The organism is Aliarcobacter skirrowii CCUG 10374 (genome assembly GCF_003544835.1).
GTDB lineage: Bacteria > Campylobacterota > Campylobacteria > Campylobacterales > Arcobacteraceae > Aliarcobacter > Aliarcobacter skirrowii.
This window is the reverse complement of record NZ_CP032099.1, coordinates 1,104,772-1,129,427: the sequence shown is the minus strand read 5'-3', so window position 1 is coordinate 1,129,427 and position 24,656 is coordinate 1,104,772. Positions and strand designations below refer to the sequence as shown.

The window sequence follows — 24,656 nt, the reverse complement described above, 5'->3', positions numbered from 1 at the left end:
ATTATCTTGAAAATGCTATTCCAAATCCAATATTTGTTATATCTTTGTCATAATCAATAAAACTTTGTCCATATCCTGAAAATATTTGAACCATTCCAAAACTATTTTTAGATTTTAAAAACTCTGGAAGTGGGAATTTCCAATTAAATTCAACAGCACCTTTATTTTGGTCGTTTAATCTTAAATTATTTCTTAATAAAAGTTCAAAAGAGTGTTTTTTATACAAATACATCATATTTAACTCTCCATATCCATAATATTTTGAGTAATCAGGATTATCATCGCTTGAGCTTTTTTCTGGAACTCTATACCAAACTTTTGGACTTATAAAAAAGTTATCAAATTGAAAAATTGATTGTAAATATACTCTATTTGCTGATCTTGATTCGTCTTCTGCTTTTCCATTTGAGAAGTGATTTAAAGATACTTTTAGAAGTTTTAAATGTTTATTATTGATATAAAAATTTGCAAAAATCTCTGGTTCGTAGTTTGTTTCACGAAAAGGAGCCGATGAACTAGCTGTTTGCCAAAAAGATTTTTGTGTATATGCTATATTTATTGAGTCACTATCTGTAAAAACATTGTAAAAAATAGGTTTTTGAGCACTTATTTGAAAAGATGTTTCAAATTTTTTTCTATCATCATCAAAGTTATTAAAACTATATGTTGCTGGTAAAATATATGTTGATTTATAAGTTACTATTCCAAAATCTTTTTTTACCAACTGTTGTAATGACTCATTTGTCTCTTTATCATCAAGTTTTTGAATATAGTTTTCAAAAATATGTTCTCTTTTTTCTCTCTCATCACTTGAATAAGAGAAACAAAATATAATTGCTAATAAAATTAATCTCATTTTTTTACTTTTTTTAAAATTTGAAGATTCTACTTAAATTCTTATTTATAGTTTATAAAAGCGATAAAGTTGTATAATCCTTGCTAATTTTTATAAAAAAGGTATTAAATGTTAGTAGCACCATCTATTTTATCAGCTGATTTTGGGAATTTAGAAAAAGAGATTAAAGCTATTTGTGAAGCTGGTTGTGATTTAGTTCATGTTGATGTTATGGATGGGCACTTCGTACCAAATTTAACAATAGGCCCTGTTGTTGTTGAGCCTGTTAGTAAGCTTAGCTCAAAACCTCTTGATATTCATTTGATGGTTGAAAACAACAATTTTTTTGTTGATCTGTTTGCTTCATTAAAGCCAAAATATCTATCATTTCATATTGAGAGCGAAAAACATCCTCATAGACTTATTCAAAAAATTAGAAGTCTTGGAATAAGCCCAGCAATTACACTAAATCCTCACACAAAGGTTGAAGATATAGAGTATTTATTACAAGATTTGGATATGGTACTTTTAATGTCTGTAAATCCAGGATTTGGTGGTCAAAAATTTATTCCAACAATTTTAGAAAAAGTAAAAACTTTAAAAGAGTTGATAAATAAAAGAAACCCAAACTGCTTAATAGAGGTTGATGGTGGAGTTAGCGATAAAAACATCAAAGAGCTAAAAGATGCTGGAGTTGATATTGTTGTTGCTGGTAGTTTCATTTTTGGAAGTGATGATTATAAAAAAGCTATTAATAGCTTAAAAATATAAGATTAGAGTTTAATTTTATGAGAGTAAAAATTTGTGGAATTACAAATAAAGAAGATGCACATAATGCAACAAAAGCAGGTGCGAGTGCTTTGGGATTTGTATTTTATAAAGACTCCCCTAGATATATAGAACCAAAAGAGGCTTTAAAGATTGTAAACTCTTTGCCACCTTTTATTCAAAGTGTTGCTCTTTTTGTAAATGAAACAACAGATTTTATAAACCAAGTTTGCAAAGATAGCAAGATGCAATTAGCACAAATTATTGATGATGAAAATATTGTAGATTATGAAAATCTTGAAGTAAAGTATCTAAAAGTTTTAAGAGTTAAAACTAAAGAGGATTTAATAAATTTAGAAAACAACTACTATTTAGTTGATGCTTTTGTAGAGGAGTTTGGTGGGGCTGGAAAGAGATTAGCTCTTGAGTGGTTTAAAGATATAGATTGTTCAAAATTTATACTTGCAGGTGGATTAAGTAGTGAAAATTTAAAAGAGTTAAATGGTTTTAATTTTTTTGCTGTTGATGTAAGTAGTGCTGTTGAGAAGCAAAAAGGGATTAAAGATAGAGAAAAAATGGTTGAATTTGTGAAAGCTGCAAATGAAATCATTTAAAAAAAAGTATATTTTAAAACCAACAAAACCAAACTTTATTGATATTATTAGAAGATTAAAAAAAGAGCCAATAGAGTTTAATGAGTTTTTATCTCTGCTTGAAATATATAGTGATAAGTTTTATGAAAGCAGTGAATTAGAGTTTGAACTGCTTTTAATAAATGGGTTTCCACTTGATATAAAAGATAATTTTGTCTATTTAAGAACTACAAACACTTTAATAGAGGATCAAACTTTTTGTTTTGTTGATATAGAGACAAATGGTGGAAGCCCAAATAAAGGTCATCAAGTTATTGAGCTTGGTGCTGTGAAGTATAAAAATGGGCAAATTATAGATAAGTTTGACTCTTTGGTCTATGCAAAAGAGATACCATCTTTTATACAAGAGGTTACAAATATATCTCCAAATATGCTTTTAAATGCACCAAGAGTTGAAAAAGTGTTAAAAGAGTTTAAAGAGTTTTTAAAAGATGATGTATTTGTGGCTCATGATATAAAATTTGATTATAACTTTATATCACAGAGTTTTGAAAAGTATAGTTTAGGAAAACTTTTAAATAGAAAACTTTGCACAATAGATTTGTCAAAAAGAACTATAAAATCAGATAAATATGGACTTAGTACACTAAAAGAGATTTTAAAAATTGATGTCCAAAATCATCACAGAGCTTATTATGATGCCCTAACAACTTCAAAAATTTTTGAAGAGTGTTTAAAAAATATAGATAAAAATTTGATAAAAACAACAGAAGATTTAATAGCTTTTAGTAAATCAAATAATATTTTAAAAAACTAGCTTCAATTGGGCTTCTTTGTTAATTGTTTATTAATAGCAAAAAGATAGAATTTTGCGAAAAACTTAGGAAAAAGGATTAGTTTGTATTTGAAAAATATTTTATTCTCTTTTAAAACAACAATTGTTTTATTGTCTATTTTAGCAATAGCAGCAGGAGTTGCCACATTTATTGAAAATGATTTTGGTACATCTTCAGCTCTATTTTTGGTGTACAACAGTGTTTGGTACGAAACTATATTGGTACTTACAACAATTAATCTAGTTGCAATTATTTATAAAACAAAAATGTGGAATAAAATGCCTAGATTTTTATTTCACTTCTCATTTGTAGTTATATTAATTGGTGCAATTACAACAAGATATGTTGGATATGAGGGAATTATGCAAATTCCTGAAGGTGTTACAACAAATGAGATGATCTCACTTGAGCCATATTTACAAGTAAAAGTTGAAAAAGATGGTGAAGTTCTTGCATCAAATATCTATCAAGAAAATTTTACATCTTTATTTAAAAACTTCAATAACTTCTCTCATAAAATAGAGTTTGACAACAACACTTTAGTAGTTAGTTATGTTGATTTTAATTTTGTAAAAGAGCAACAAGCATCTATGGGACTTTTAACTTTGAATGTTGATTTAAATGGTAAAGAACAACAAACAAGAATTGCTGGTTTAAGAGGACAATTGGGTGTTCCTAAAGAGATTTTAATAGATGATTATAAAATTACTTTAGAGTATGGTTCAAAATTTATTGAACTTCCATTTGCTATTAGATTAAATGAGTTTCAACTAGATAGATATCCTGGAAGTATGGCTCCATCATCATATGCAAGTGAAATTACAGTTATAAAAGATGATAAAACTTATGATTATAGAATATTTATGAATAGAACACTTAGTGAAGGAAACTATCTATTTTTCCAAAGTTCATATTTCCCAGATGAGAGTGGTACGGTTTTATCTGTAAATAATGATCCAGGAAAGTGGCCTACATATTTAGGATACTTTTTATTAACGCTTGGACTATTTTTAAACTTCTTTGATAAAAATTCAAGATTTATGAAATTGGTTAAATTTGTTTCAAATAAAAATATAGCTTCATTTATTTTAGCAACTCTTTTCTTATCAAATACAAACCTTTATGCAAATGAACAAACTAAAGCTACACAATCAGTTGATAAAGTTCAAGAAGCAGTTTTATATTTAAATACTTATAAAGATAACTCTTTAAAAACAGCTGATAATTTTGGTCATTTGGTAGTTCAAACAGCTGGTGGAAGAATGCAACCACTTGCTACTTTAAATAGACAAATTGTTCAAAAATTAAGTGGTAGAAGCACATTTTTAGGTATGAATTCAGATCAAATAATTTTAGGAATGCTATCAAGACCTGATTTTTGGAAAGATGTAAAAATTTTAAAAATAAATACTCCAAAACTTAAAAAACTTTTAAATATTTCAGTTGAAGAGAAATATATCTCATTTTCGGAAGTTTTTAATCAAAAAGGTGAGTATATAATTGCAAAAGAGGCAGAAGCTGCACTTCTTACAAAACCAATTGAAAGAGGTACATTTGAGAAAGATATTATCAAACTTGATGAGAAATTAAATATTATTTATAGCGTATTTAATGGATCACTTCTAAATATTTTCCCTAAATTTTATGAAAATGAGACTATTGATGATAACTTTAAATGGTACTCACCACTTGAAGCAATTCAAAACTTTAGTGGTCAAAATCAAGTTGCCATAAGTCAGCTTGTAAGAGGGCTTTTAAACTCAGTTGCTGAGTATGACTGGGTTGAGAGTGATAAGTATGTTGAACTTATTGCTATGTATCAAGAAAAAGCTGGAGCATCTGTAATTCCTAGCAGTTCAAAAATAAGTGCAGAGATTTTATTTAATAAGCTTGATCTATTTTTTAATTTAACTTTAGTTTATCTACTTTTAGGTTTTGTGATGTTAGTTATCTCATTTGTGCTTATATTTAATCCAAACTTTAAAGCGCAAAAAACTACAAAAACACTATTTATTATTTTAGCTGCTATATTTGCAGTTCAAACATTTGCAATGGGATATAGATGGTATATTTCAGGTCATGCACCATGGAGTGATACTTATGAATCAATGCTTTATATCTCTTGGTCAGCTATTTTTGCAGGAGTAATGTTCTTTAGAAGATCACTTTTAGCATTAAGTTCAGCTGTTATTATGGCTGCAATTTTTATGTTTACAGCTCACTTAACAGAGATTGATCCACAAATTACAAACTTGGTACCAGTTTTAAAATCTTACTGGCTAACAATTCACGTATCAATTTTAACGGCATCTTATGGTTTCTTTGGTCTTAGTGCAATATTAGGATTCTTGACTTTAATTATGTTTATTTTTAGAAAAAATAGACCTCATTTAGATGATATTATAAAACATGTAAGTGCTATAAATGAGATATCTTTAATTGTTGGATTAGTATTTATTACAGTTGGAAACTTCCTTGGTGGAGTTTGGGCAAATGAGTCTTGGGGAAGATATTGGGGATGGGATCCAAAAGAGACATGGTCTTATGTTTCAATTATAGTTTACGCAATAGTTGTTCACTTAAGATTTATTAAACCTTTAAATAATCCTTATACTCTAGCAACTGCTTCACTGTTGGCATTTAGTTCAATTATGATGACATATTTAGGAGTTAACTACTACTTATCTGGACTTCACTCTTATGCAACAGGTGATCCAGTTCCAGTTCCAACTTGGGCTTATGTAACAGTTGCAACAGCATTTGCAGCTATTATATTTGCTTACAGAAACAGAGATTTAAAATCTGATATCTAAAATCAAAGCTAGAAGGACTCTTCTAGCTTTTTTCATTTAATAAAAGCTACTCTTAACACAATAATAAATAAAATTCCACCTTTAAAAGGATATAAAATGTCAACAGTTTTAGAAATATTTAAAGAGATTACAAAAATTCCAAGATGCTCAGGAGTGCATAAAGAGTTTATAACTTATATGCAAGATTTATCTAAAAAGCTAAATTATTTATGTTTAGTTGATGAAAAAAATAATATTTTATGTAAAAAACAGAATAGTAGTGCAAATATAGTTTTACAATCACACTATGATATTGTATGTTTAGAAAAAAACACAATTCCACAAATTATTGAAGATGATACAACTTTAAAAGCATCTTGTTCAACTTTGGGAGCTGATAATGGAATAGGGTGCTCATATATGATAGCTTTAATGTATGAAAACTATGATTTAGAGTTTTTATTTACAAGTGATGAAGAGATTGGACTTATTGGTGCAAATGATTTAAATCTTCCTATAAATGCAAAATATATGCTAAATCTTGATAGTGAAGAAGAGGGTGAAATATGTATTGGATGTGCTGGAGGAGTTGATATAAAAGCTATTTTTGAAGATAAAAAGATAGTTTCAAATGAGCAAAATTTGGACCTTTATGAGATATCAATTTCAAACTTAGCAGGTGGTCATAGTGGAGTTGATATAGATAAAAATATTCCAAATGCTATTAAACTTTTAATTGATTCAATTAAACAAAGCAATGCAAAAATTTTAGATATAAATGGTGGTGAGAGAATCAACTCAATTGCAGCAAATGCTAAAGCAATTGTTGCATCAAAAAAAGAGCCAATTAAAACAGATGAAAATATGAAAATAGAGAAAATTGATACAAAAAGTGAACATTTAGTTGTTTATAGCGATAAATTAGTAGATTTTTTATATAAGTTTGAAAATGGAGTAAGATCTTTTAATAGTGAGTTAAATGTTGTTCAAGACTCTATAAATTTAGCTTTAATATCTACAAATATTGACTCGATTACAGTTGAGTTTAGTGCAAGATCAATGAGTAATGATGGATTAAAAAACTTAAAAGATAGTACAAAAAAAGCTTTAGAAGAGTCAAAGTTTAAAGTAGAGACTTATGGAAAATATCCAGCTTGGAGTCCTGATATAAATGATTTTACAAACACAGTTTTAGATGTTTATAAAAAATTTAACAACAAAGCATTATTAAGAGCAATTCATGCTGGTTTAGAGTGTGCAATATTTAAAGAAAAATATCCAAACTTAAAAATTGCATCTATTGGACCAACAATAAAATATCCTCACTCAAAAAGAGAGTTTGTATATAAAGATTCTATAGAGAATCTATTTAAAATTTTAAAAGAGATTATAAAGAGTATAAAGTGAATATTGAAGAGTTAAAAAAGAAAAAAGATGAGTGTAGAGCTTGGAAAAATGTAGCTCCTTGGTATAATCAACTACAAGAGGCTTCTAAAATTGAAAAAAGTAATTTAGCTATTGATTATGGTGATTGGTTTAGTGTTGGAAAAAAAGATGATTTAAGCAATGAAGAGTATGAAACTATTATTAAAACTGCAAAAGCTTTAATACCTTGGAGAAAAGGTCCATTTAAAATATTTGACCTTGAAATTGATAGTGAGTGGCAAAGTAATCTTAAATATAATCTAATAAGACCTCACTTTAATCTAAAAGATAAAGTAGTTGCAGATATTGGCTGCAACAATGGATACTATATGTTTAGAATGCTTGAAGATAAACCTAAAAGATTAGTAGGGTTTGATCCTTCACCTTTAACGCTTCATCAATTTGAGTTTATAAATCACTTTGTAAAATCCAATATTGTTTATGAGATGCTTGGAGTTGAGCATTTAGAGTACTATAATCATAAATTTGATTTTATCTTTATGTTAGGAGTTTTATATCATAGAGCTGATCCTGTTGGGACTTTAAAAGCACTAAACAAAGGATTAAATAGTAAAGGTGAGATTATAATTGATACTTTTATGATAGATGGAGAGGATGAGATATGTTTAACTCCAAATCAAAGATACTCAAAAATTCCAAATATATACTTTATTCCAACAATTCCAGCTTTAAAAAATTGGCTTGTTCGTGCTGGATTTGAAAATATTGAAGTATTATCAACAGTTGTTACAACAAAAGATGAACAAAGAGCTACGAAGTGGTCATTTGATGAGAGTTTAGAAGATTTTTTAGATCCAAATGATAGTAGTAAAACAGTTGAGGGTTATCCAGCTCCAAAAAGAGTATATATAAAAGCTAGAAAAATATTATAGAGTTTTTTAAAAAAGCTCTATTTTAGATGTCTCTTCTTCGCTAAATATAAAAGCTCTACTTCTTCCACTATTTTTAGCCTCTCTTACAGCAATATCTGCTTTTTTAACGATAGTTGCTATATCTTTACCATCTTTTGGGAAAAAAGAGATTCCTACGCATATTGTTTTCATTAAAACTTGACCTGTTGTCTCATTTACAACAACTTTTTCATCTTTAAATTTATTTATAATTTTATTTGCAACAAATAAAGCATTCTCTTCATCTGCAATATTTTGAAGAACTACCAAAAAAGCATCATTTGACATTCTTATTACAAAATCAGACTCTCTTACGCTTTTTTTAAGTAAACTTGCTAGTTTTTTTATAACTTTATCTCCTATGTTATAATCAAACTCATCTAAAACAGCCTTGAAGTGGTCAATTCCAATTTTTAAAAAAGCTATTTTTTTATTCTCTCTATTTGCAAGACTAAATATAGGTTTAACTATATTATTTAAATAGGCTCTATTATAGCAACCTGTTAATTTGTCTATAATCACTGAGTTATTTAAATCTTTTTCTAAATGTTTTATATAAATAATATTTGATAAATTATTTAAAACTAAATCAATATTTATTGATTCAGATTTTGCATTTTTTAGGCTATCTTGATTATTGAAAATTAATCCAAATATAATCTCATATTCACCATTTATCCTTACTTTTTTTGTATAAAAAAGCCAAGAAGAGTCTTGTGAATTATCAAAAACCATATTTGCTATGGTTCTTTTTCTAATTAAAACCTTCATTGCATCAACATTATAGTGATTTTTTAAATATTCAAAAAAAGATTCAAATAGTTTTTTATTGTTACTATTTAAAACAGTATGATTTAGTAATAAAAGAGCTTTTATTCTATCATCTGTCATATATGTCTTTCCCACTGTTTTATAGTGTTTAACTCATTTTTTAAAGTTGTTTTATCTCCATGTCCTGGGTATATTATAAAATCTTTTTCCCATAAAGAGATTTTTTGAAGAGATTTTTTCATATCATCTTTATTTGACATTGGAAAATCAAATCTTCCAATAGTACCTTTGAATATAAAATCCCCACTAAATAAAGTATCATTTATCTCAATAACACTACATCCAGGAGTGTGACCAGCAAAATGGTGAAACTTTATTTTTATATCTTCAATTATTAGTTCCTCATCAGGATTTACCAAAACATCAGGATATGAAGGTGGCATTCCAAGATTATAAGGGTTTAAAGTTAACATAAATTCATCATCTTTAGGAGTATAAAGTTTGATATTATAAAACTCTTTTAGCTCTTGATTTGACCAAATATGGTCAAAATGTCCATGAGTATTAAGTATTGCAATAGGATTTTTAACATTTTGTTTAACCCATGAAGTTGCACCAACACCTGGGTCTATTATGATATCTTTGTTGTTTATTGTTATTATGTAGCAATTTGTAGCATAATCACCCATAGGATGAACTTTAACCTGCATTTCAACCCTTAATTGATAAAATTTTTCCATTTTATTATAAAAAGGCTTAAAAAATGTTTTTTTACCAAGAGTTAGAGGCTATATTAGATACTTCAAATGTTGAAGAGAAGATTAATAGATTTAATATTTTTTACAAAGAATTTTTAGAAAATAGAGTAAAGTTTGATAATAGTCATATTGCAAAAGATTTAAAAGAGCCTTCATATAGCTCTTTTTTAAAAATAGTAAAACCAACATCACTTCCACCTATTAAAAACTTTAAAGATATAAATGGCAAAAAATATTTAGTTCATACAATTTTACATATTGAGTATAGTGCTATTGATTTAGCAATAGATGCAGCTCTTAGATTTAAAAATTTACCAATAAGCTATTATAAAGATTGGTTAGAAGTTGCAGATGATGAGATTAGGCACTTTATAATGCTTGAAAAGTTATTAAAAGAGCTAGGTGGTTATTATGGAGAGTTTGAAGTTCATAAAAATCTATTTGAAGCTATGCAAAAAACTCCAGATTTTTTAAGTAGAATGGCTTGTGTTCCAAGATATTTAGAAGCAAATGGATTAGATCAAAATCCAAAAATTATGGAGAAGTTAAATTCAAATAAAGATAGCTTTAATACAAAACTAATAGAGGCTTTAAAAGTTATTTTAAAAGAGGAAGTAGATCATGTTAAAAAAGGTGATATTTGGTTTAAATATGAGTGTGAAAGATTAAATTTAGATCCAAAAACTACATACTTAGAAGCTATAGAGAGAGTTTTTCCAGGTAGTACAAAAAGAAAGATGGATATAAATTTTGCTATGAGAAAAGAGGCAGGATTCTCTTGTGATGAGTTAAAATTTTTATCTAAAAAGGATGATTGTAAATAGAGTTTAGTTTTAAAAACTAAACTTTTTTTATTTTATCTTCATTTTTCTTTATAAAAATAGCTGATTTTGCCATTAAGTGAGCACCTATTGGTGCTGTTATAAATAAAAACATAGTTATTAAAATCTCATGAAGACTAAGAATATCTATTTTAAAGTTAAAATATATAAAAGATGCTAATAAAATAGACCCAACTCCTAAAGTTGTAGCCTTTGTTGGTGCATGAAGTCTTGTGAAAAAATCAGGTAGTTTTACAAGTCCAATAGAACCAATAAGATTAAAAATGGCTCCAGTTAATATAAGTATTGATACAATAATTTCCAACATTTAAACTCCTTAATCCATAATATCGCCACGAAGTAAATATTTACTAAGTGCAACAGTTCCAACAAATCCCATAACAGCAATTAATAAAGCAGCCTCAAAATATAGATTGTTATTAAGATAGATACTTAAAATTATAAGTAAAGCAATAGCATTTACATAAATTGTATCTAAAGATAAAATTCTATCTGCAACACTAGGACCTGCAACTAATCTATAAATATTTAAAATAATTGAAATAGCAATCATTACAAAGGCTATTTGTATTACTAACTCTAACATTCTTTAAATACCTCCATAAGTGGTGCTTCATATCTTTGTTTAATCTCTTTTATAGTCTCATTCTCATCATCTATTACAAGTCCGTGAATGATTAAATAGGTTTTATCTTCACTTAAATCACAGCTAACAGTTCCTGGAGTTAAAGAGATTGTACTTGCAAGTGTACTAATTGCTAAAGGGTGTTTAATATCTAAAGGGAGATTAAAAAACTTAGGTTTTAATTTATCATTTGAATCCATAACTTGTCTAGCAACAGTTATATTAGCAACTATAATATCATAAGCTACAATAATCACAAATTTAAAAAGAGTAAAAAAAGAGCCTATATAAACCATTCTTTGCCAAAAACTTGATGTAAACCAAGGTATTAAAATTGCTAATACAATTCCCAAAACAATATGTCCAGCAGCTACTGTATTATTTAGTAGTAACCAAATAATAACAAGCATAAAAGATAAAATTGGATGAGGCAAAAAACTATTTGTATCTTTCATATTAAAGCTCCCCATTTGGATTTAAAACAGTCGATATATAACTATTTGTATCAACTAAATTTGAAGCTATATTTTCTGTTATTTGTGTAATATTATTTGCAAAAAGTACCAAAATAATAGTAAATGAAAATAGATAAAGAATAGATGATAGAGTTGATTTTGATAATTTATAATTTGACTCTTCTTCATTTGCTCTTGTATCATAAAATATATTTGTTCCACTTCTTGCTAAAGATACAATAACCAATAGACTACTTAATAAAACAGTAGTTAATATTAAAGCTGTTTGTGTATGATTTATTGAAGATTTTAGAATCATGATTTTCCCAAAAAAGCCACTAAAAGGTGGAAGTCCAGCTATGGCAATAGCAAATATAAAAAATATACTTCCTATTAGTATTGCATTTTTAAAAATAGGCATTTTAGGTCTTAAAGATGTGCTATTTCTTGCTTTTAAAATAACATCAGCAATTAAGAAAAATCCACCTGCAACAAAAGTTGAGTGAATCATATAAAAAATTGCTCCACTTAATGCCTCTTTTGAATTTATTCCAATAGCTATTAAAATAGTACTAACAGATAATAAAACTAAATAAGATATTTGAGTTTTAAGCTCTTTTGAACTTAAAACTCCAAAAGTTGCTAAAACTAAAGTTATAAGTCCGATATATAAAACCCAAGGAGTGTAGTAAAATGCTAATTCATTTGCATTTTGCCCAAAAATAGTTCCATGAACTCTTATGATTGAATAAATTCCAACTTTTGTCATAATAGCAAATAAAGCAGCAACTGGAGCGCTTGTTTTTCCATATGCATTTGGTAGCCAAAAATATAGAGGGAACATAGCAGCTTTTAATCCAAAAACAATCAAAAGTAGAAGTCCAGCAGATGCTACAACACTAACATTTTCAGGACTTAATTGAGCTACTTTTTGAGATAAATCAGCAATATTTAAAGTTCCTAATATTCCATATAAAGTTCCAACTGCAAATAAAAAGAGAGTTGAACCAACAAGATTGATTACAACATAATGAAGTCCAGCTTTTACTCTCCCTTCACCTTTTGCATGAAGAAGTAGGCTATAACTAGCAAGAAGTAAAATTTCAAAGAAAACAAAAAGATTAAATAGATCTCCTGTTAAAAAAGCACCATTTAATCCAAAAAGTTGCAATTGAAAAAGTGGATGAAAGTGAGCACCTTTTTTATCAATACCTTCACTAATTGCATACCAAAGTGCTCCAAAAGCTAAAAGAGAAGTTACAAGTACCATTAAAATTGAGAATTGATCAAGCACTAAAACAATTCCAAATGGAGCTTTCCAATTTCCTAAACTATATACAAAAATATCATTTGATAAAGTTTTTGTAAATGCAAAAATTGAGACTAAAATTATTATAAAAACAGATATTAAAGAGAAAATCTCTTGAGTTTTAAGTCCAAATCTTTTAATTAAAAGTAGTGAAAATCCAGCAATTAAAGGAATAATTACAGGTAAAATAGGAGTATGAATCATATTCTTTCTCCTTTATTTAAGCTCTTTTTTCCATCTACATGATCACTTTTTAACTCACCATAAGCTTTTAGTGATAATACAATTACAAAAGCTGTCATTCCAAAGCTAATTACAATTGCTGTTAGAACTAAAGCTTGAGGAAGAGGGTCTGCATAGCTTGAAGCACCATCTTGAATAATTGCAGGAACATTCAAACTTAATCTTCCCATAGCAAACAAAAATAGATTAACAGCATAAGCTAATAAAGTTAGACCTAAAACTACAGGATATGTTCTAGCTCTTAGTGTTAAAAAAACACCAACTCCACATAAAACTGCTATTATTAAAGCTAGTAATATTTCCATTAGTTTTTATCCTTTTTCTCTTCTAATTTTTTAGTAATATTGTGAGAATTTTTGCTTAGTTGTCCCAATTGAACCAATATTAAAACAGTAGAACCAACAACAACTAAAAATACTCCTAAATCAAAAGCAATAGCACTTGCTACTTCAAACTCTCCAACTATTGGCCAATTTAAGTGAGAGAATGCTGATGTTAAAAATGGATAATCTATAAACATTGATATAACACCTGTTAAAGTTGCTATTAATAATCCATATGCAATTAAACTATCATTTTGAAATTTTAATCTACTTTTTGTCCACTCAATTCCATTTGCTAAGTATTGAACAATTAATGCAACTGCTGCTATAAGTCCTGCAATAAACCCACCACCTGGAAGATTATGCCCTCTTAGAAATATATAAACAGATACCATTAACATTAAAGGTAGAACCATTCTTGTAAGAGTTTGCATCATAAGTGGATGTTTATCTTCACTCCAAACAAAACCTTCTTGATTGTTATTTTGTGTATTTAGATTTAAACCTTGAATCATTGCAAAGATTCCAATACCAGCAAGTGCTAAAACTGTAATCTCTCCTAATGTATCAAAGCCTCTAAAATCAACTAAAATAACATTTACAACATTTGTTCCACCACCGCCACTTACAGAGTTTTCTAGGAAAAAGTCTGCAATAGTTAAGTACTCTTTGCTTAAAACTGCTAAAGTTAAGATAAATACAGCAACTGCTACTAAAATTGATATTATTAAATCCCTTGAAATTCTAAGATTTGAAGACTCTCTTGGAGTTGTTTGAGGAAGATAGTATAGTGCTAAAAGAATTAAAACAATAGTTACAACTTCAACGCTTAGTTGTGTTAAAGCTAAATCAGGAGCTGAAAACTTAATAAAAATTAGTGAAACTATTAATCCAACAACTCCAATTATAATCAGTGCTAAAAGCCTTTTATGATGTAAAAATGCAGTTGCAAAAGTTGCAAAAATTAAAATAGCAGTCATAATTAAACTTATAGTATCAATTTCTAAAAACTCTTTGTTTCCAAATAAAGGTGAGTCTCCATAAGTAAATCCAGCAACTCCAATTATTAAAGAGGCTACAATAAACCAAGCAATCATACCTTGAAGAGAGCTTTTATCAAAAATAGATGTAACTTTATTTGATAGTTTAAAAATAGATTCAACTAATAGATAAAAAGGGACTCTTGCATCAATTTTTTCAAAATATTTTTCAAAAATAGCTGTTGTTTTCTCTCTTTTTGTATATAGTAAAATTCCCAAAATAAATGCAATTATACTCATAATAAGTGGAGCGTTAAAACCATGCCAAATAGCTAAAGAGTACTCTGGAAGAGTAGTTTGAAGAGAACCCATAACAGCAGTTGCTAAAAGAGGAGCAATAGTCAAAGCTGGAACTGTTCCAACTAAAAAACATATAATTACCAATAAATCAATAGGAATTTTCATAAATCTTGGTGGTTCATGAGGAGTTTTTGGTAATTTTTTTGTTTTTCCATTGAAAAATATATTATGAACAAATTTTAAAGAGTAAGCAACAGAAAATATTCCAGCAATTGTTGCTAAAATTGGAATTAAAATTCCAATACTTAGTGTATTTATATCTAAAGCTCTCTCAAAAAACATCTCTTTTGATAAAAATCCATTTAAAAGTGGAACTCCAGCCATTGAAGCTGCTGCTATCATAGCCAAAGTTGCAGTATGAGGCATAAATGCCCAAAGACCACTTAATTTTCTTAAATCTCTAGTTCCTGTTTCATGATCAACAATACCAGCAACCATAAAAAGTGATGCTTTAAATGTTGCGTGATTCATAATATGAAATATAGCTGCAACAACGCTAAGTGGAGTAGAAAATCCAAATAAAAGAGTTATTAATCCAAGATGACTTATTGTTGAATATGCCAATAAACCTTTAATATCATGTTTAAACATTGCTGTAAATGCACCAATTAAAAGTGTGGCAAGACCTGCAAATGTAACTAAAAATATCCATTCTGTTGTACCACTTAAAGATGGATATAATCTTGCTAATAAAAATATTCCAGCTTTTACCATTGTTGCTGAGTGTAAATATGCAGAAACTGGTGTTGGAGCTGCCATTGCGTGAGGTAACCAAAAATGAAATGGAAATTGCGCTGATTTTGTAAAAACTCCAAGTAAAATAAGAATAATTATAGGAGTATATAAAGGGCTACTTTTTATTAAATCACCACTTACTAAAATATCACTTAGATTGTAACTGCCAACAATATGTCCAAGTAGCAATACACCAGCAAGCATAGCTAAACCACCAGCTCCTGTTATTGTAAGTGCCATTTTAGCACCTTCTCGCCCCTCTTCTTTATGTTGCCAATAGCTAATTAATAAAAAAGATGATAAAGATGTTAACTCCCAAAATACAACCATTTGGATGATATTTTCAGATAGAACAATTCCAAGCATTGAACCCATAAAAAGAAGTAAATAAGAGTAGAATCTTCCCATACAATCTTTTGTGCTTATATAGTATCTTGCATAAATTATTATTAAAAGTCCAATTCCAAGAATTAAGCATGAAAATAGAAGGCTAAGACCATCTAATCTAAAAGCAAAATCCAAACCAATTGACTCTATCCAAGACCATGATTGAATAGTTGTAATACCAGCAAATGGAAGTTTTATATAAAAAAGAAGAACTAAAAAAGCCATAATAGTAGCAGCTGCAGAACTCCAAGCAGCCGCAAGGCGATTATATTTTGCCAAGTATGCAACTATTGGAGCTGCTAAAAATGGTAAAAGGGCAACTATGGCTAAGCCAAATGTTTCAATCATTTTGTACCTTTCAAAAACTTAAATAAGTTTTTTATTACAAAATCCTATAAAGATGTTGTAATTTTTAGTCTTAGATTTGTGTCCTTGTATTCAACTTTTATATCGCTATTTATTTTTTCTCTACTTAAAACCCCTTGTAGTGTCTTTAATACATGCCAAAATTTTTCATTAAAAGGTAGTTCAATCTCTTTTAATTTTTTATCTTTTATAACTTTTGCTATTGTATAAACACCGTAGTAGTAAAAAATTTTATTTTTCGCTCTTTTTAATTGATAATCTTTCATTAAATTTAAGTTTGAAATATATGTATTTTTATCAACTTCATTTAATTGAGTATTATTTAATATCTCATCTTGTTCATGATCTAAAAAAGCTTTAAACTCTTCTAATCTTTTATTTATATCATCTTCTAAATTTGGATAAACAAGTGAAACTTTATTGAATAGTTTATCAACATTTGAGTTATCTATTTTTGCAGAAAATGAGTGATTTTTATTTGCACCATAATCGTAAGAGATAGCTTCTAAAATCTCATAAGCATAAGGCAAATATATATATTTATCATCTTTCCCGCTCTTAAAAGATACACCGTGTTGGCTAATTACAGGTTTAAAACCTACATATTCAAATTTCACTTTTTACTCCTTGTATAATAAAAAAATTATAATTTTTAGAACCAATTTTTGATTTTATCAAACATTGATTCAAATTTAGCTTCAGAAGGAGAGCTTTCAACTCCAAAACTATTTTGAAGCTTCTCTAAAAGCTCTTTTTGTTCAGTTGTTAAAGATTTTGGATACTCAATTTTTACTTGAACAATTAAATTTCCTTTTCCATAGCCTTGAACATTTTTAACACCTTCACCTCTAAAAGTAAATTGTTGTTTATCTTTTACATTTTTTGGAATTTCAAGCTCTAATTCCCCTCTTAAGCTTGGAATTTTAATTTTAGCACCAAGTGCAACTTGAGTAAAAAACACAGGAGCTTCAACATAAATATCATCATCATGTCTTACAAAATGTGCATCCTCTTTTACTTTAGTTTGGATATACAAATCGCCTCTTTGACCATTTGGTGCAATATTTCCACGACCACTAACTCTAATTCTCATTCCATCATTTACACCCTCTGGAATATCAACTTTAAAGCTATCTTTTTTCTCTTCGTATCCTTTGCCTTTACAATCTTTACATAAAGTAGCCTTTGCTTTTCCACTACCTTCGCAGTTTGGACAAGTTTGTGCATAAGTCATAAAACCATGTCTTGAGTGAACTTGACCATGTCCACCACAAGTTTTACAAGTTTCTAGTTTTCCATCTTTTGCACCTGTTCCACTACAAGAGTTACAAGCTGTTTTATATGTATAGTTTATCTCTTTTTTACATCCAAAAATAGCTTCATTAAACTCTAAAACTACCTCAATAGCACTATCAAGGTTGTAGTTATATGTTTTTCTCTCTCTTCTTCTGTTGCTAGAATTTGAGAATCCAAACATCTCTTCAAAAATTGAACCTAAATCATCAAAACCACCAAAACCACCTTGGCTTCTGTGCCCTTGACCCTCTAAACCAGCTTTACCGTATCTATCATAAATAGCTCTTTTCTCATCATCACTTAAAACTTGATAAGCTTCATTTATGGCTTTAAATTTCTCTTCAGCCTCTTTATTGTCTGGATTTTTATCTGGATGATACTGCATTGCTAGTTTTCTGTAAGCTTTTTTAATTGTAGTTTTATCTGAAGTTTTTTCAACTTCTAATAATTCATAATAATCAATCTCTACCAATTTTTAATCTCCAAAATATATTTTTAAATTTTTTTAAAGCGATTATTCTAACCAAAAAATAATAAAATAAGCTTTATTATAAAATTTATTTTAAATTGGATACAATCCCAAAATGAACAGAGGATTAGAAAAATTTTATGAATTGGTTGAGGCTTTTGAGTCTTTACCAACAATTGGTAAAAAATCAGCACTTAGACTTGCATATCATATAGTTATGAACGACAACTACTGCGGTGTTAAACTATCTCATAGTATTGAAAGTGCATTAAAAACTATAAAAAGATGTAAAAAATGCTCTTGCATGAGTGAAAATGAGATATGTGAATATTGTCTTGATGATAGCAGAGACGATAGTAAGCTTTGTATTGTTCAAAGTGCAAAAGATATTTTTATAATTGAAGATTCAAAAGAGTTTGATGGAAGATATTTTGTAATTGATGAGTTAGAGCAAAGTTATATATTAAAACTTCAAGAGTATATAAAAAATAGTAAGGTAAAAAATATACTTTTTGCAATAACTCCTTCAATTGCAAATGACGCTTTTATACTTTATATTGAAGATAAATTAAAAGATTTTGATATAAAATTCACAAAAATAGCTCAAGGTGTACCAACAGGAGTTAGTTTGGAAAATGTTGATCTGTTATCACTTTCAAAAGCAATACAAAGTAAGGTAGAGATTTAAAGATGCAAAAAAGAGTAGTGTGTCAAAGGTGTATCCACTATTTTGTAACTTGGGAACCAAATAAACCACACGGTTGTAAAGCCTATGGTTTTAAGTCACAACTTCTTCCAAGTATTGTTGTAAAAAATAGTAGTGGTGATAGTTGTAATCTATTTATAGAGAAAAAATTTGAAAATAGGAGTTAGGTTTGTTGTATAAAGAGTTTAAATTAGCTATAAAAAATATTGGTTTTGCTTCCTTAGAGGAGTTTTTAAAGTTTACAAAAATTGATTCAAAAGATGTTTTAGTTTGGGAAGAGAAAGATGAAGTTCCTTATGTAATATCACTTCTTCTTCATACAATAAAAGGTGATAAAAAACTTCTTCCTTCAAGTGTTGTTTTAGATAGCTTAATAGATGAGTGTTTACCTTTGGCAAACTTGCTTGAAGAGGCTTCATCTTTTCCTTCAAAATTAGAAGAGATGTTTTTGCTTCAAAAAGAGTTAAATGACTCAACAAATGGTAAAAACTGGGAGCTTGGAATCAATAAATTCAACAAAGAGATAAATTGGCTTAGATGTATTCATATGGAAGCAGCAGAGCTAATTGACTCAACTCCTTGGAAACATTGGAAAAATATAAATTCAGAGCCTGATATGAATAATATTCATGTAGAGCTTGTAGATATTTGGCACTTTTTAATGAGTTATATACTTCAAGAAACAAATGTACCAAGAGCAGTTTCACTTGTAAATACTCACTGTATTTATGAAGCAAATACAAATATTGATATAAAACTTGTTGTAAAAGATGCTGAAAAGTTATCTTATTTGGCTTTGGCAATTGATACAAAAAATATGCCAAGTTTTAGTGGAATTGAAAGATTTATTGAGCAATTTTTTAGAACTTGTAAAACAGCAGGATTATCTTTTACTTGGCTTCAAAAACTATATATTGGTAAAAATTGTTTAAATAAATTTAGACAAGATCACGGATATAAAGAGGGAACTTATAAAAAAGTTTGGAGTGGACAAGAGGACAATGTAGTTATGGTTGATCTTCTTGAAAAAATAGAGGATGTAAATTTTGAAGATTTTTACAAAAAACTTGAAATAGAGTATAAAAAGAACTAATTAAACTTATATAATAAAAACTTATGTTAAAATCAAAACTTAGGATTAAGTTTTGATTTTAGTTTTTTTGGCAAATGTGCAAAAACCATTTTGCTATTTTTTATAAAAATTTCATTTTTAAAAATGGCAATATCTAAACTCATTGAATTTTGATTAAAGTTTAAAAGTTTTATAGTCTCATCTTTTTGAGTAAATGATAGATTTAAAGCTTTTAAATCTACTGTTTTTTTATCTTTTGCCAAAACTAAACTCCTAAAACTTAAATTAAAAAATATTTTACAAAAATAGGATTTAAGAATGCAACAAGAGAGTATAAAAGCAATCCCATCAAATAGATTGCAATTTTTCCCAATTATGATGTTTGCTGTGATTATGGGGCTTGGTGGTTTGACTTTAGTTTTTGAAAAACTAAATCATACTTTTGGATTTTCAAATATCTTTTCTATATCTTTAATATCTCTTACAACTTTACTTTTCATAGCAGTTGTTTTTACATATATTTTAAAGATTTTTAAATATAAACAAGAGGTTAAAAAAGAGCTAAATCATCCAATAAGAATAAACTTCTTTGCAGCCTCATCAATATCTATGCTTATTTTATCAATCTGTTTTAAAGAGTTTAGTATTGAGATATCTAAACTATTTTTCTACTTTGGAGCTATTTTACATCTATTTTTAACTTTCTACACAATAAGATTTTGGATAAATAACAATCTTGAGATAGTTCACTCAAATCCAGCTTGGTTTATTCCAATTGTTGGAAACTTGATAGTTCCTATTGCTGGAGTTTCATTTGTAGATAATCAAATATTGATTTTCTATTTTGCAATAGGTCTGTTTTTTTGGATAATACTATTTTCTATAATTTTAAATAGAATTATATTTCACAATCCATTTGCACCAAAATTTTTGCCAACTATGTTTATTTTGATAGCTCCTCCATCAATTGGATTTATCTCATATATAAAATTGACTTCTAGTTTAGATTTTTTTGCTCAAATACTATTCTCTTTGGCACTATTTTTTACTATTTTGGTGGCATTTATGTATAAAAACTTTTTAAAAATAAAATTTTTTATATCATGGTGGGCATTTACATTTCCTATGGCTGCTGTTACTTTAAGTGTGATTACTATGTATGAATTAACTTCTAAACCTTTTTATGAGATTTTGGCATATATTTTGAGTTTTATTACAACTATTATTGTGCTTTTGGTTGCTATTTTTACATTTAAACATATTCTGAAAAAAGAGATTTGTATCATAGAGTAGGGTAGTTTTATTCTATTTTGATATAATTTTTGCTTAATAATTTTTTGCAAAAAGGCTTTAATATGGAATTTAGATATATAGGAAAAAGTGGACTTAGAGTTAGTTCTATTTGTATGGGAACTATGACTTTTGGAAGTAGTACAGATGAAAAAGAGGCTTTTAAGATTCTTGATATGGCTTATGATAGAGGAATAAACTTCTATGATACAGCTGAACTTTATCCTGTAAGTCCAAAAAAAGAGACAATAGGTCTAACTGAAGCAATCTTGGCAAAATGGCTTAAAACAAAAGCAAGAGATAGTATTATTTTAGCTACAAAAATAGCAGGTGCTGCTTCAGGTTGGTTTGTACCACCTGTGCGACATGGATTAACAGCAATTGATAGTTTTCATATAAAAAGAGCAATAGAGGGAAGCTTAAAAAGATTGCAAGTAGATTATATTGATTTGTATCAGATGCATTGGCCTGATACTATTGTGCCAATAGAAGAGAGTTTAAAAGCTTTTGATGCTTTGGTAAAAGAGGGAAAGGTGCGATATATTGGAACTTCAAATGATAGTGCTTATGGACTTACAAAAGCAAATGAGATAAGCAAAAATAGAAATCTAGCAAGATTTGAGTCTATTCAAAACAACTTTTCACTTTTAAATCCAAGATTTCATGATGAGTTAGCAAATGTTTGCCGAAGAGAAAATATATCTTTATTGCCATATTCACCAATGGCAGGTGGAGTTTTAAGTGGAAAATATAATAAAGAGTTTGTAGATCCAGATGTTAGATTTGCTGTTTATTTAAAAGATAAAAACAAAAGAGTTCAAGCTATGGCACATAGATTTGTAAATGAGAAAACTCTTGAAGCAACTGCAAAATATATGAGTCTTGCAAATGATTATGGAGTTTCACCTTTGACTTTGGCAGTAGCTTATTCAAAGCATTTTGATTTTGTAGCATCTACTATTATAGGTGCAAGAAAAAGTGAGCAACTAGAAGATAGTTTCAAAGCCTTTGATTTTAAGATTACTCCTGAGATATTGACAAAAATTGAAGATATTCAAAAAGAGATTTTGTACCCTATGGGATGATAATTAAATTTATGATACAATGCCCGTAAAATATTACGCATAATTTAAAGGAGTATATTGTGGTAACATATTCTACAAATGAACTTATTCCATCATCAGAATTTGCAAAAAAGTTCGGTACATACTTAGCACAAATAAAAGATAACACTGTAGAAAAATTTGCAATTTTAAAAAATAATAAGGTTGAAGCAGTAATTATCTCTAAAGATGAGTATGAAAATATGAAAGAAGCTTTAAAACAGATTGAAGCAAAAAAAATCATAGACTCTATTCAAATTGGTTTAGATGATGTTAAAAATGGAAAAACTAAAAAAATTGATAAGTTATGGGATGAACTTTGAATATTGAATATTTAGAGTTATTATATATTATCAAGTTGAAAATAGTATTGTATTAATCTCAATTTACTCGAAAACTCAAAAAGATAGTATTAGTGATGAAGAAATAGAAGATATTATAAAAAACTACCTAAAAAAATAAAAAACTTACAATTTACGATATAACCGAAGAATAATAATGGCTGCTCAATGTATTAAAATAGGTTATATTCCTCCTTTGATTAATAAAAAAAATAAAGCTTTGTATCTTGTTTTTCTAAAACATGCTCAGGTTAATTCTGAATATGGACATTTATCATATTTTTTAGGAAATTCTATATTGAATATGCACAAAAAAGTATTTAAGATTTAACAGATACTATATTTGTGTAGTATAATGCAATTAAATATAAATATACTCTAATAATGTATATTATCATAAAAATATGATAGAATATACATTCTAAATGTATAAAAGGATTTCAATGATTACTATAAAAGCTTGGAAAAAAGATATAGCACAGTTAGTAGAGTATAAAGGTGTAATAAAGTTTAAATATTTAGATTCAAACAATCTTGATTTCTCACCAATTAAAATGCCTATAAAAAATAGACAAGTCTATAATTTTTCCCATATTGATTTTCAATATGGACTCCCAGGCTTGATAAGTGATTGTTTACCTGGAAGTTATGGTATGAATTATTTAGATCGTTTTATGTTTCAATATCTAAAAAGAAAACCCACTATTTTTGAAAGATTACAATTTTTAGGAACTCATACTTTAGGTGCTTTAGAATTTCATCCTTCTTTAGAAGCAGAAGAGTATAAAGAAGTTTTAAATATATCAAAAGTTTATGAAGAGTCTAAAAAAATTTTAAATCAAGAAAATGAAAAAGAAAATAACTCTATACTTACTCTTAAAACACTTATTGCTGTTTCAAACTCTGCTGGTGGAGGTGCTAGATCAAAAGCAATTGTTGGATTTAATCCTAAAGACAAGACAATAAGTTTAACTAGAAAACAAGGAGATTTTCCAAAAGATTACTATCCTGTGATTATAAAATATGATGACCAAGATATATCAATGTATCCAACTTTGTCAAATAAATACAAAGATGCTTCTATTGCTACAAAATTGGAGTATTTGTATTACTTATTTGCAAAAGAGTCTGGTGTTAATATAAGTCCTTGTGAGTTGCTAGAACAAGAAGGACGAACCCATTTTTTAACTTATAGATTTGATTTGAAAGATAATGAAAGATTTCATATTCACTCTTTATCTGGCATGATGCACTATAATCCAGCTGAAACATATAATGATTTTATTGATATGTTTAGAATATCTTTAAAGCTTAATTTATCACAAAAAGATAAAGAAGATATTGTAAAAGTAATCTTATTTAATGCAATTTTTGGAAACAAAGATGATCATTCAAAAAACTTTTCGTTTTTAATGAATAGCAAAGGGAAATGGAGTTTTGCACCTGCTTATGATTTGACATATACAAGCAATGGATACCATCAAATGCTGCTTGGAAATAAAGTTTTAAATAGAGCTTTATTTGAAGATTTAAAAAATGCTTTTGAACCATACAATATTAAAGAGTCATTTTTAAAAGAAAATATAGAAAAAATGATAGATATAAAGCATAAAAAATTAGTTCAAGAATTTATAAATTATGATATACCTAAAAATTTAGCAAATCATATTTTAAATGAAACAAAAATAATAGATGATAACTTTAGTAAGGAAATAAAAAAGTGAGAGATATAGATTTTAGTTTATCAACAACTCAAGAGATAATCAAAGAGTTCGCTTCTAGAGCAAAAAGAAAAAGAAAACAAAATATAGAAACATACGGTACTCAAAAAGAGTTTGCACAACATATAGGAATGAGTTTTAGAAGTTATCAAGAGTTTGAGATTAGTGGGAAAATAAGTTTAGAAAAATTTATTGATGTTTTAAGAGGGCTTGATTGTATTGAAGATATTCAAGATATTTTAAAAATCAAGGATGAAGAACTATTTAAATAGATAAAAAATTAAAAAAATATAATTAAATTTTAAGAGTGTTCAAAGATTAAACACTGTATATTTCAAACTCAA

Annotated in this window: 27 protein-coding genes; 15 read left to right on the top strand and 12 right to left on the bottom strand. The window is 27.8% G+C overall.

The genetic code is table 11. The features are described 5' to 3' along the window. Window position 1: 1 nt before the first annotated feature. The gene (locus ASKIR_RS05930) at window positions 2–856 is read right to left on the bottom strand and encodes a phospholipase A (RefSeq protein WP_066161466.1); all 855 of its coding nucleotides are present in this window, start codon (window positions 854–856) and stop codon (window positions 2–4) included. Window positions 857–964: 108 nt separating this feature from the next. Here ASKIR_RS05930 and rpe point away from each other — a divergent pair, with 108 nt between their 5' ends. From rpe to cmoB, 6 genes are all read left to right on the top strand, one after another. Beyond that, entirely contained in the window at window positions 965–1,606 is a 642-nt protein-coding gene (gene rpe / locus ASKIR_RS05925; RefSeq protein ID WP_066350803.1) for a ribulose-phosphate 3-epimerase, read from the top strand. 17 nt (window positions 1,607–1,623) lie between these two features. After that, on the top strand, window positions 1,624–2,217 hold the full coding sequence (locus ASKIR_RS05920; RefSeq protein WP_066161464.1) for a phosphoribosylanthranilate isomerase: 594 nt from the start codon (window positions 1,624–1,626) through the stop codon (window positions 2,215–2,217). Next, window positions 2,204–3,013, top strand: coding sequence for a 3'-5' exonuclease (locus ASKIR_RS05915; RefSeq protein ID WP_066350802.1), 810 nt, complete (start codon window positions 2,204–2,206; stop codon window positions 3,011–3,013). Before ASKIR_RS05920 ends, ASKIR_RS05915 begins: the two co-directional genes overlap by 14 nt. An 87-nt stretch (window positions 3,014–3,100) precedes the next feature. Then, a complete protein-coding gene (gene ccsA, locus ASKIR_RS05910; protein ID WP_228254662.1) occupies window positions 3,101–5,845 on the top strand; it encodes a cytochrome c biogenesis protein CcsA in 2,745 nt (914 codons plus the stop codon). 96 nt (window positions 5,846–5,941) lie between these two features. Then, a complete protein-coding gene (locus ASKIR_RS05905; protein ID WP_115588308.1) occupies window positions 5,942–7,231 on the top strand; it encodes a M20/M25/M40 family metallo-hydrolase in 1,290 nt (429 codons plus the stop codon). Beyond that, the gene (cmoB, locus tag ASKIR_RS05900; RefSeq protein WP_115588309.1) at window positions 7,228–8,142 is read left to right on the top strand and encodes a tRNA 5-methoxyuridine(34)/uridine 5-oxyacetic acid(34) synthase CmoB; all 915 of its coding nucleotides are present in this window, start codon (window positions 7,228–7,230) and stop codon (window positions 8,140–8,142) included. Before ASKIR_RS05905 ends, cmoB begins: the two co-directional genes overlap by 4 nt. A 6-nt stretch (window positions 8,143–8,148) precedes the next feature. Here the strand turns inward: cmoB and ASKIR_RS05895 are convergent, their stop codons facing one another. After that, a complete protein-coding gene (locus ASKIR_RS05895; RefSeq protein ID WP_066161459.1) occupies window positions 8,149–9,051 on the bottom strand; it encodes a GGDEF domain-containing protein in 903 nt (300 codons plus the stop codon). Next, window positions 9,048–9,641 (bottom strand): MBL fold metallo-hydrolase, encoded by a 594-nt coding sequence (locus ASKIR_RS05890; RefSeq protein WP_066161458.1) that lies wholly within the window; start codon window positions 9,639–9,641, stop codon window positions 9,048–9,050. The genes ASKIR_RS05895 and ASKIR_RS05890 overlap by 4 nt, the downstream gene beginning before the upstream one ends. Window positions 9,642–9,694: 53 nt before the next feature. On the opposite strand from ASKIR_RS05890, the gene ASKIR_RS05885 reads away from it, so the two are divergent. Further along, on the top strand, window positions 9,695–10,513 hold the full coding sequence (locus ASKIR_RS05885; RefSeq protein WP_115588310.1) for a ferritin-like domain-containing protein: 819 nt from the start codon (window positions 9,695–9,697) through the stop codon (window positions 10,511–10,513). Window positions 10,514–10,529: 16 nt separating this feature from the next. Here the strand turns inward: ASKIR_RS05885 and ASKIR_RS05880 are convergent, their stop codons facing one another. From ASKIR_RS05880 to dnaJ, 8 genes are read right to left on the bottom strand one after another with little or no spacing between them, the layout of a single operon-like run. After that, window positions 10,530–10,838: a Na+/H+ antiporter subunit G gene (locus ASKIR_RS05880; protein ID WP_066161456.1), complete on the bottom strand. Its 309-nt coding sequence runs from the start codon at window positions 10,836–10,838 to the stop codon at window positions 10,530–10,532. A gap of 9 nt (window positions 10,839–10,847) precedes the next feature. Then, on the bottom strand, window positions 10,848–11,117 hold the full coding sequence (locus tag ASKIR_RS05875) for a K+/H+ antiporter subunit F (protein ID WP_081560284.1): 270 nt from the start codon (window positions 11,115–11,117) through the stop codon (window positions 10,848–10,850). Next, window positions 11,111–11,611 carry a Na+/H+ antiporter subunit E gene (locus ASKIR_RS05870; protein WP_115588311.1) on the bottom strand — a complete coding sequence of 167 codons (501 nt, stop codon included), beginning with the start codon at window positions 11,609–11,611 and terminating at the stop codon, window positions 11,111–11,113. Before ASKIR_RS05870 ends, ASKIR_RS05875 begins: the two co-directional genes overlap by 7 nt. 1 nt (window position 11,612) lies before the next feature. Next, a complete protein-coding gene (locus tag ASKIR_RS05865) occupies window positions 11,613–13,124 on the bottom strand; it encodes a monovalent cation/H+ antiporter subunit D (RefSeq protein WP_115588312.1) in 1,512 nt (503 codons plus the stop codon). Continuing rightward, complete coding sequence (locus ASKIR_RS05860) at window positions 13,121–13,468, bottom strand: Na+/H+ antiporter subunit C (protein ID WP_066350775.1); 348 nt, start codon at window positions 13,466–13,468, stop codon at window positions 13,121–13,123. Before ASKIR_RS05860 ends, ASKIR_RS05865 begins: the two co-directional genes overlap by 4 nt. Then, entirely contained in the window at window positions 13,468–16,296 is a 2,829-nt protein-coding gene (locus ASKIR_RS05855) for a monovalent cation/H+ antiporter subunit A (RefSeq protein WP_115588313.1), read from the bottom strand. Before ASKIR_RS05855 ends, ASKIR_RS05860 begins: the two co-directional genes overlap by 1 nt. A 44-nt stretch (window positions 16,297–16,340) precedes the next feature. Then, window positions 16,341–16,931: a hypothetical protein gene (locus ASKIR_RS05850; RefSeq protein WP_066350769.1), complete on the bottom strand. Its 591-nt coding sequence runs from the start codon at window positions 16,929–16,931 to the stop codon at window positions 16,341–16,343. A 35-nt stretch (window positions 16,932–16,966) separates the two neighbouring features. Next, complete coding sequence (gene dnaJ, locus ASKIR_RS05845; protein WP_066350766.1) at window positions 16,967–18,082, bottom strand: molecular chaperone DnaJ; 1,116 nt, start codon at window positions 18,080–18,082, stop codon at window positions 16,967–16,969. 112 nt (window positions 18,083–18,194) lie between these two features. Between dnaJ and recR the strand changes: the two genes are divergently transcribed. From recR to ASKIR_RS05830, 3 genes are read left to right on the top strand one after another with little or no spacing between them, the layout of a single operon-like run. Next, entirely contained in the window at window positions 18,195–18,767 is a 573-nt protein-coding gene (recR, locus tag ASKIR_RS05840; protein ID WP_066350761.1) for a recombination mediator RecR, read from the top strand. A 2-nt stretch (window positions 18,768–18,769) separates the two neighbouring features. After that, window positions 18,770–18,952, top strand: a complete 183-nt coding sequence (locus tag ASKIR_RS05835) for a uracil-DNA glycosylase (RefSeq protein ID WP_066161447.1) — start codon at window positions 18,770–18,772, stop codon at window positions 18,950–18,952. Window positions 18,953–18,954: 2 nt separating this feature from the next. Beyond that, on the top strand, window positions 18,955–19,878 hold the full coding sequence (locus ASKIR_RS05830; protein ID WP_115588314.1) for a dUTP diphosphatase: 924 nt from the start codon (window positions 18,955–18,957) through the stop codon (window positions 19,876–19,878). A gap of 32 nt (window positions 19,879–19,910) precedes the next feature. Here the strand turns inward: ASKIR_RS05830 and ASKIR_RS05825 are convergent, their stop codons facing one another. After that, entirely contained in the window at window positions 19,911–20,120 is a 210-nt protein-coding gene (locus ASKIR_RS05825) for a malate dehydrogenase (protein WP_066350759.1), read from the bottom strand. 55 nt (window positions 20,121–20,175) lie between these two features. Here ASKIR_RS05825 and ASKIR_RS05820 point away from each other — a divergent pair, with 55 nt between their 5' ends. The 5 genes from ASKIR_RS05820 to ASKIR_RS05800 all read left to right on the top strand — a co-directional run bounded on the left by ASKIR_RS05820 (window position 20,176) and on the right by ASKIR_RS05800 (window position 24,584). Next, a complete protein-coding gene (locus tag ASKIR_RS05820) occupies window positions 20,176–21,150 on the top strand; it encodes an SLAC1 anion channel family protein (RefSeq protein ID WP_115588315.1) in 975 nt (324 codons plus the stop codon). 62 nt (window positions 21,151–21,212) lie between these two features. After that, window positions 21,213–22,232 carry an aldo/keto reductase gene (locus ASKIR_RS05815; protein WP_115588316.1) on the top strand — a complete coding sequence of 340 codons (1,020 nt, stop codon included), beginning with the start codon at window positions 21,213–21,215 and terminating at the stop codon, window positions 22,230–22,232. 59 nt (window positions 22,233–22,291) lie between these two features. Next, window positions 22,292–22,573 carry a type II toxin-antitoxin system Phd/YefM family antitoxin gene (locus tag ASKIR_RS05810; protein WP_066350755.1) on the top strand — a complete coding sequence of 94 codons (282 nt, stop codon included), beginning with the start codon at window positions 22,292–22,294 and terminating at the stop codon, window positions 22,571–22,573. Between the two features lie 461 nt (window positions 22,574–23,034). After that, entirely contained in the window at window positions 23,035–24,315 is a 1,281-nt protein-coding gene (locus tag ASKIR_RS05805) for a type II toxin-antitoxin system HipA family toxin (RefSeq protein ID WP_164966861.1), read from the top strand. Further along, window positions 24,312–24,584, top strand: a complete 273-nt coding sequence (locus tag ASKIR_RS05800) for a hypothetical protein (RefSeq protein ID WP_066161439.1) — start codon at window positions 24,312–24,314, stop codon at window positions 24,582–24,584. Before ASKIR_RS05805 ends, ASKIR_RS05800 begins: the two co-directional genes overlap by 4 nt. Window positions 24,585–24,656: the final 72 nt, after the last annotated feature.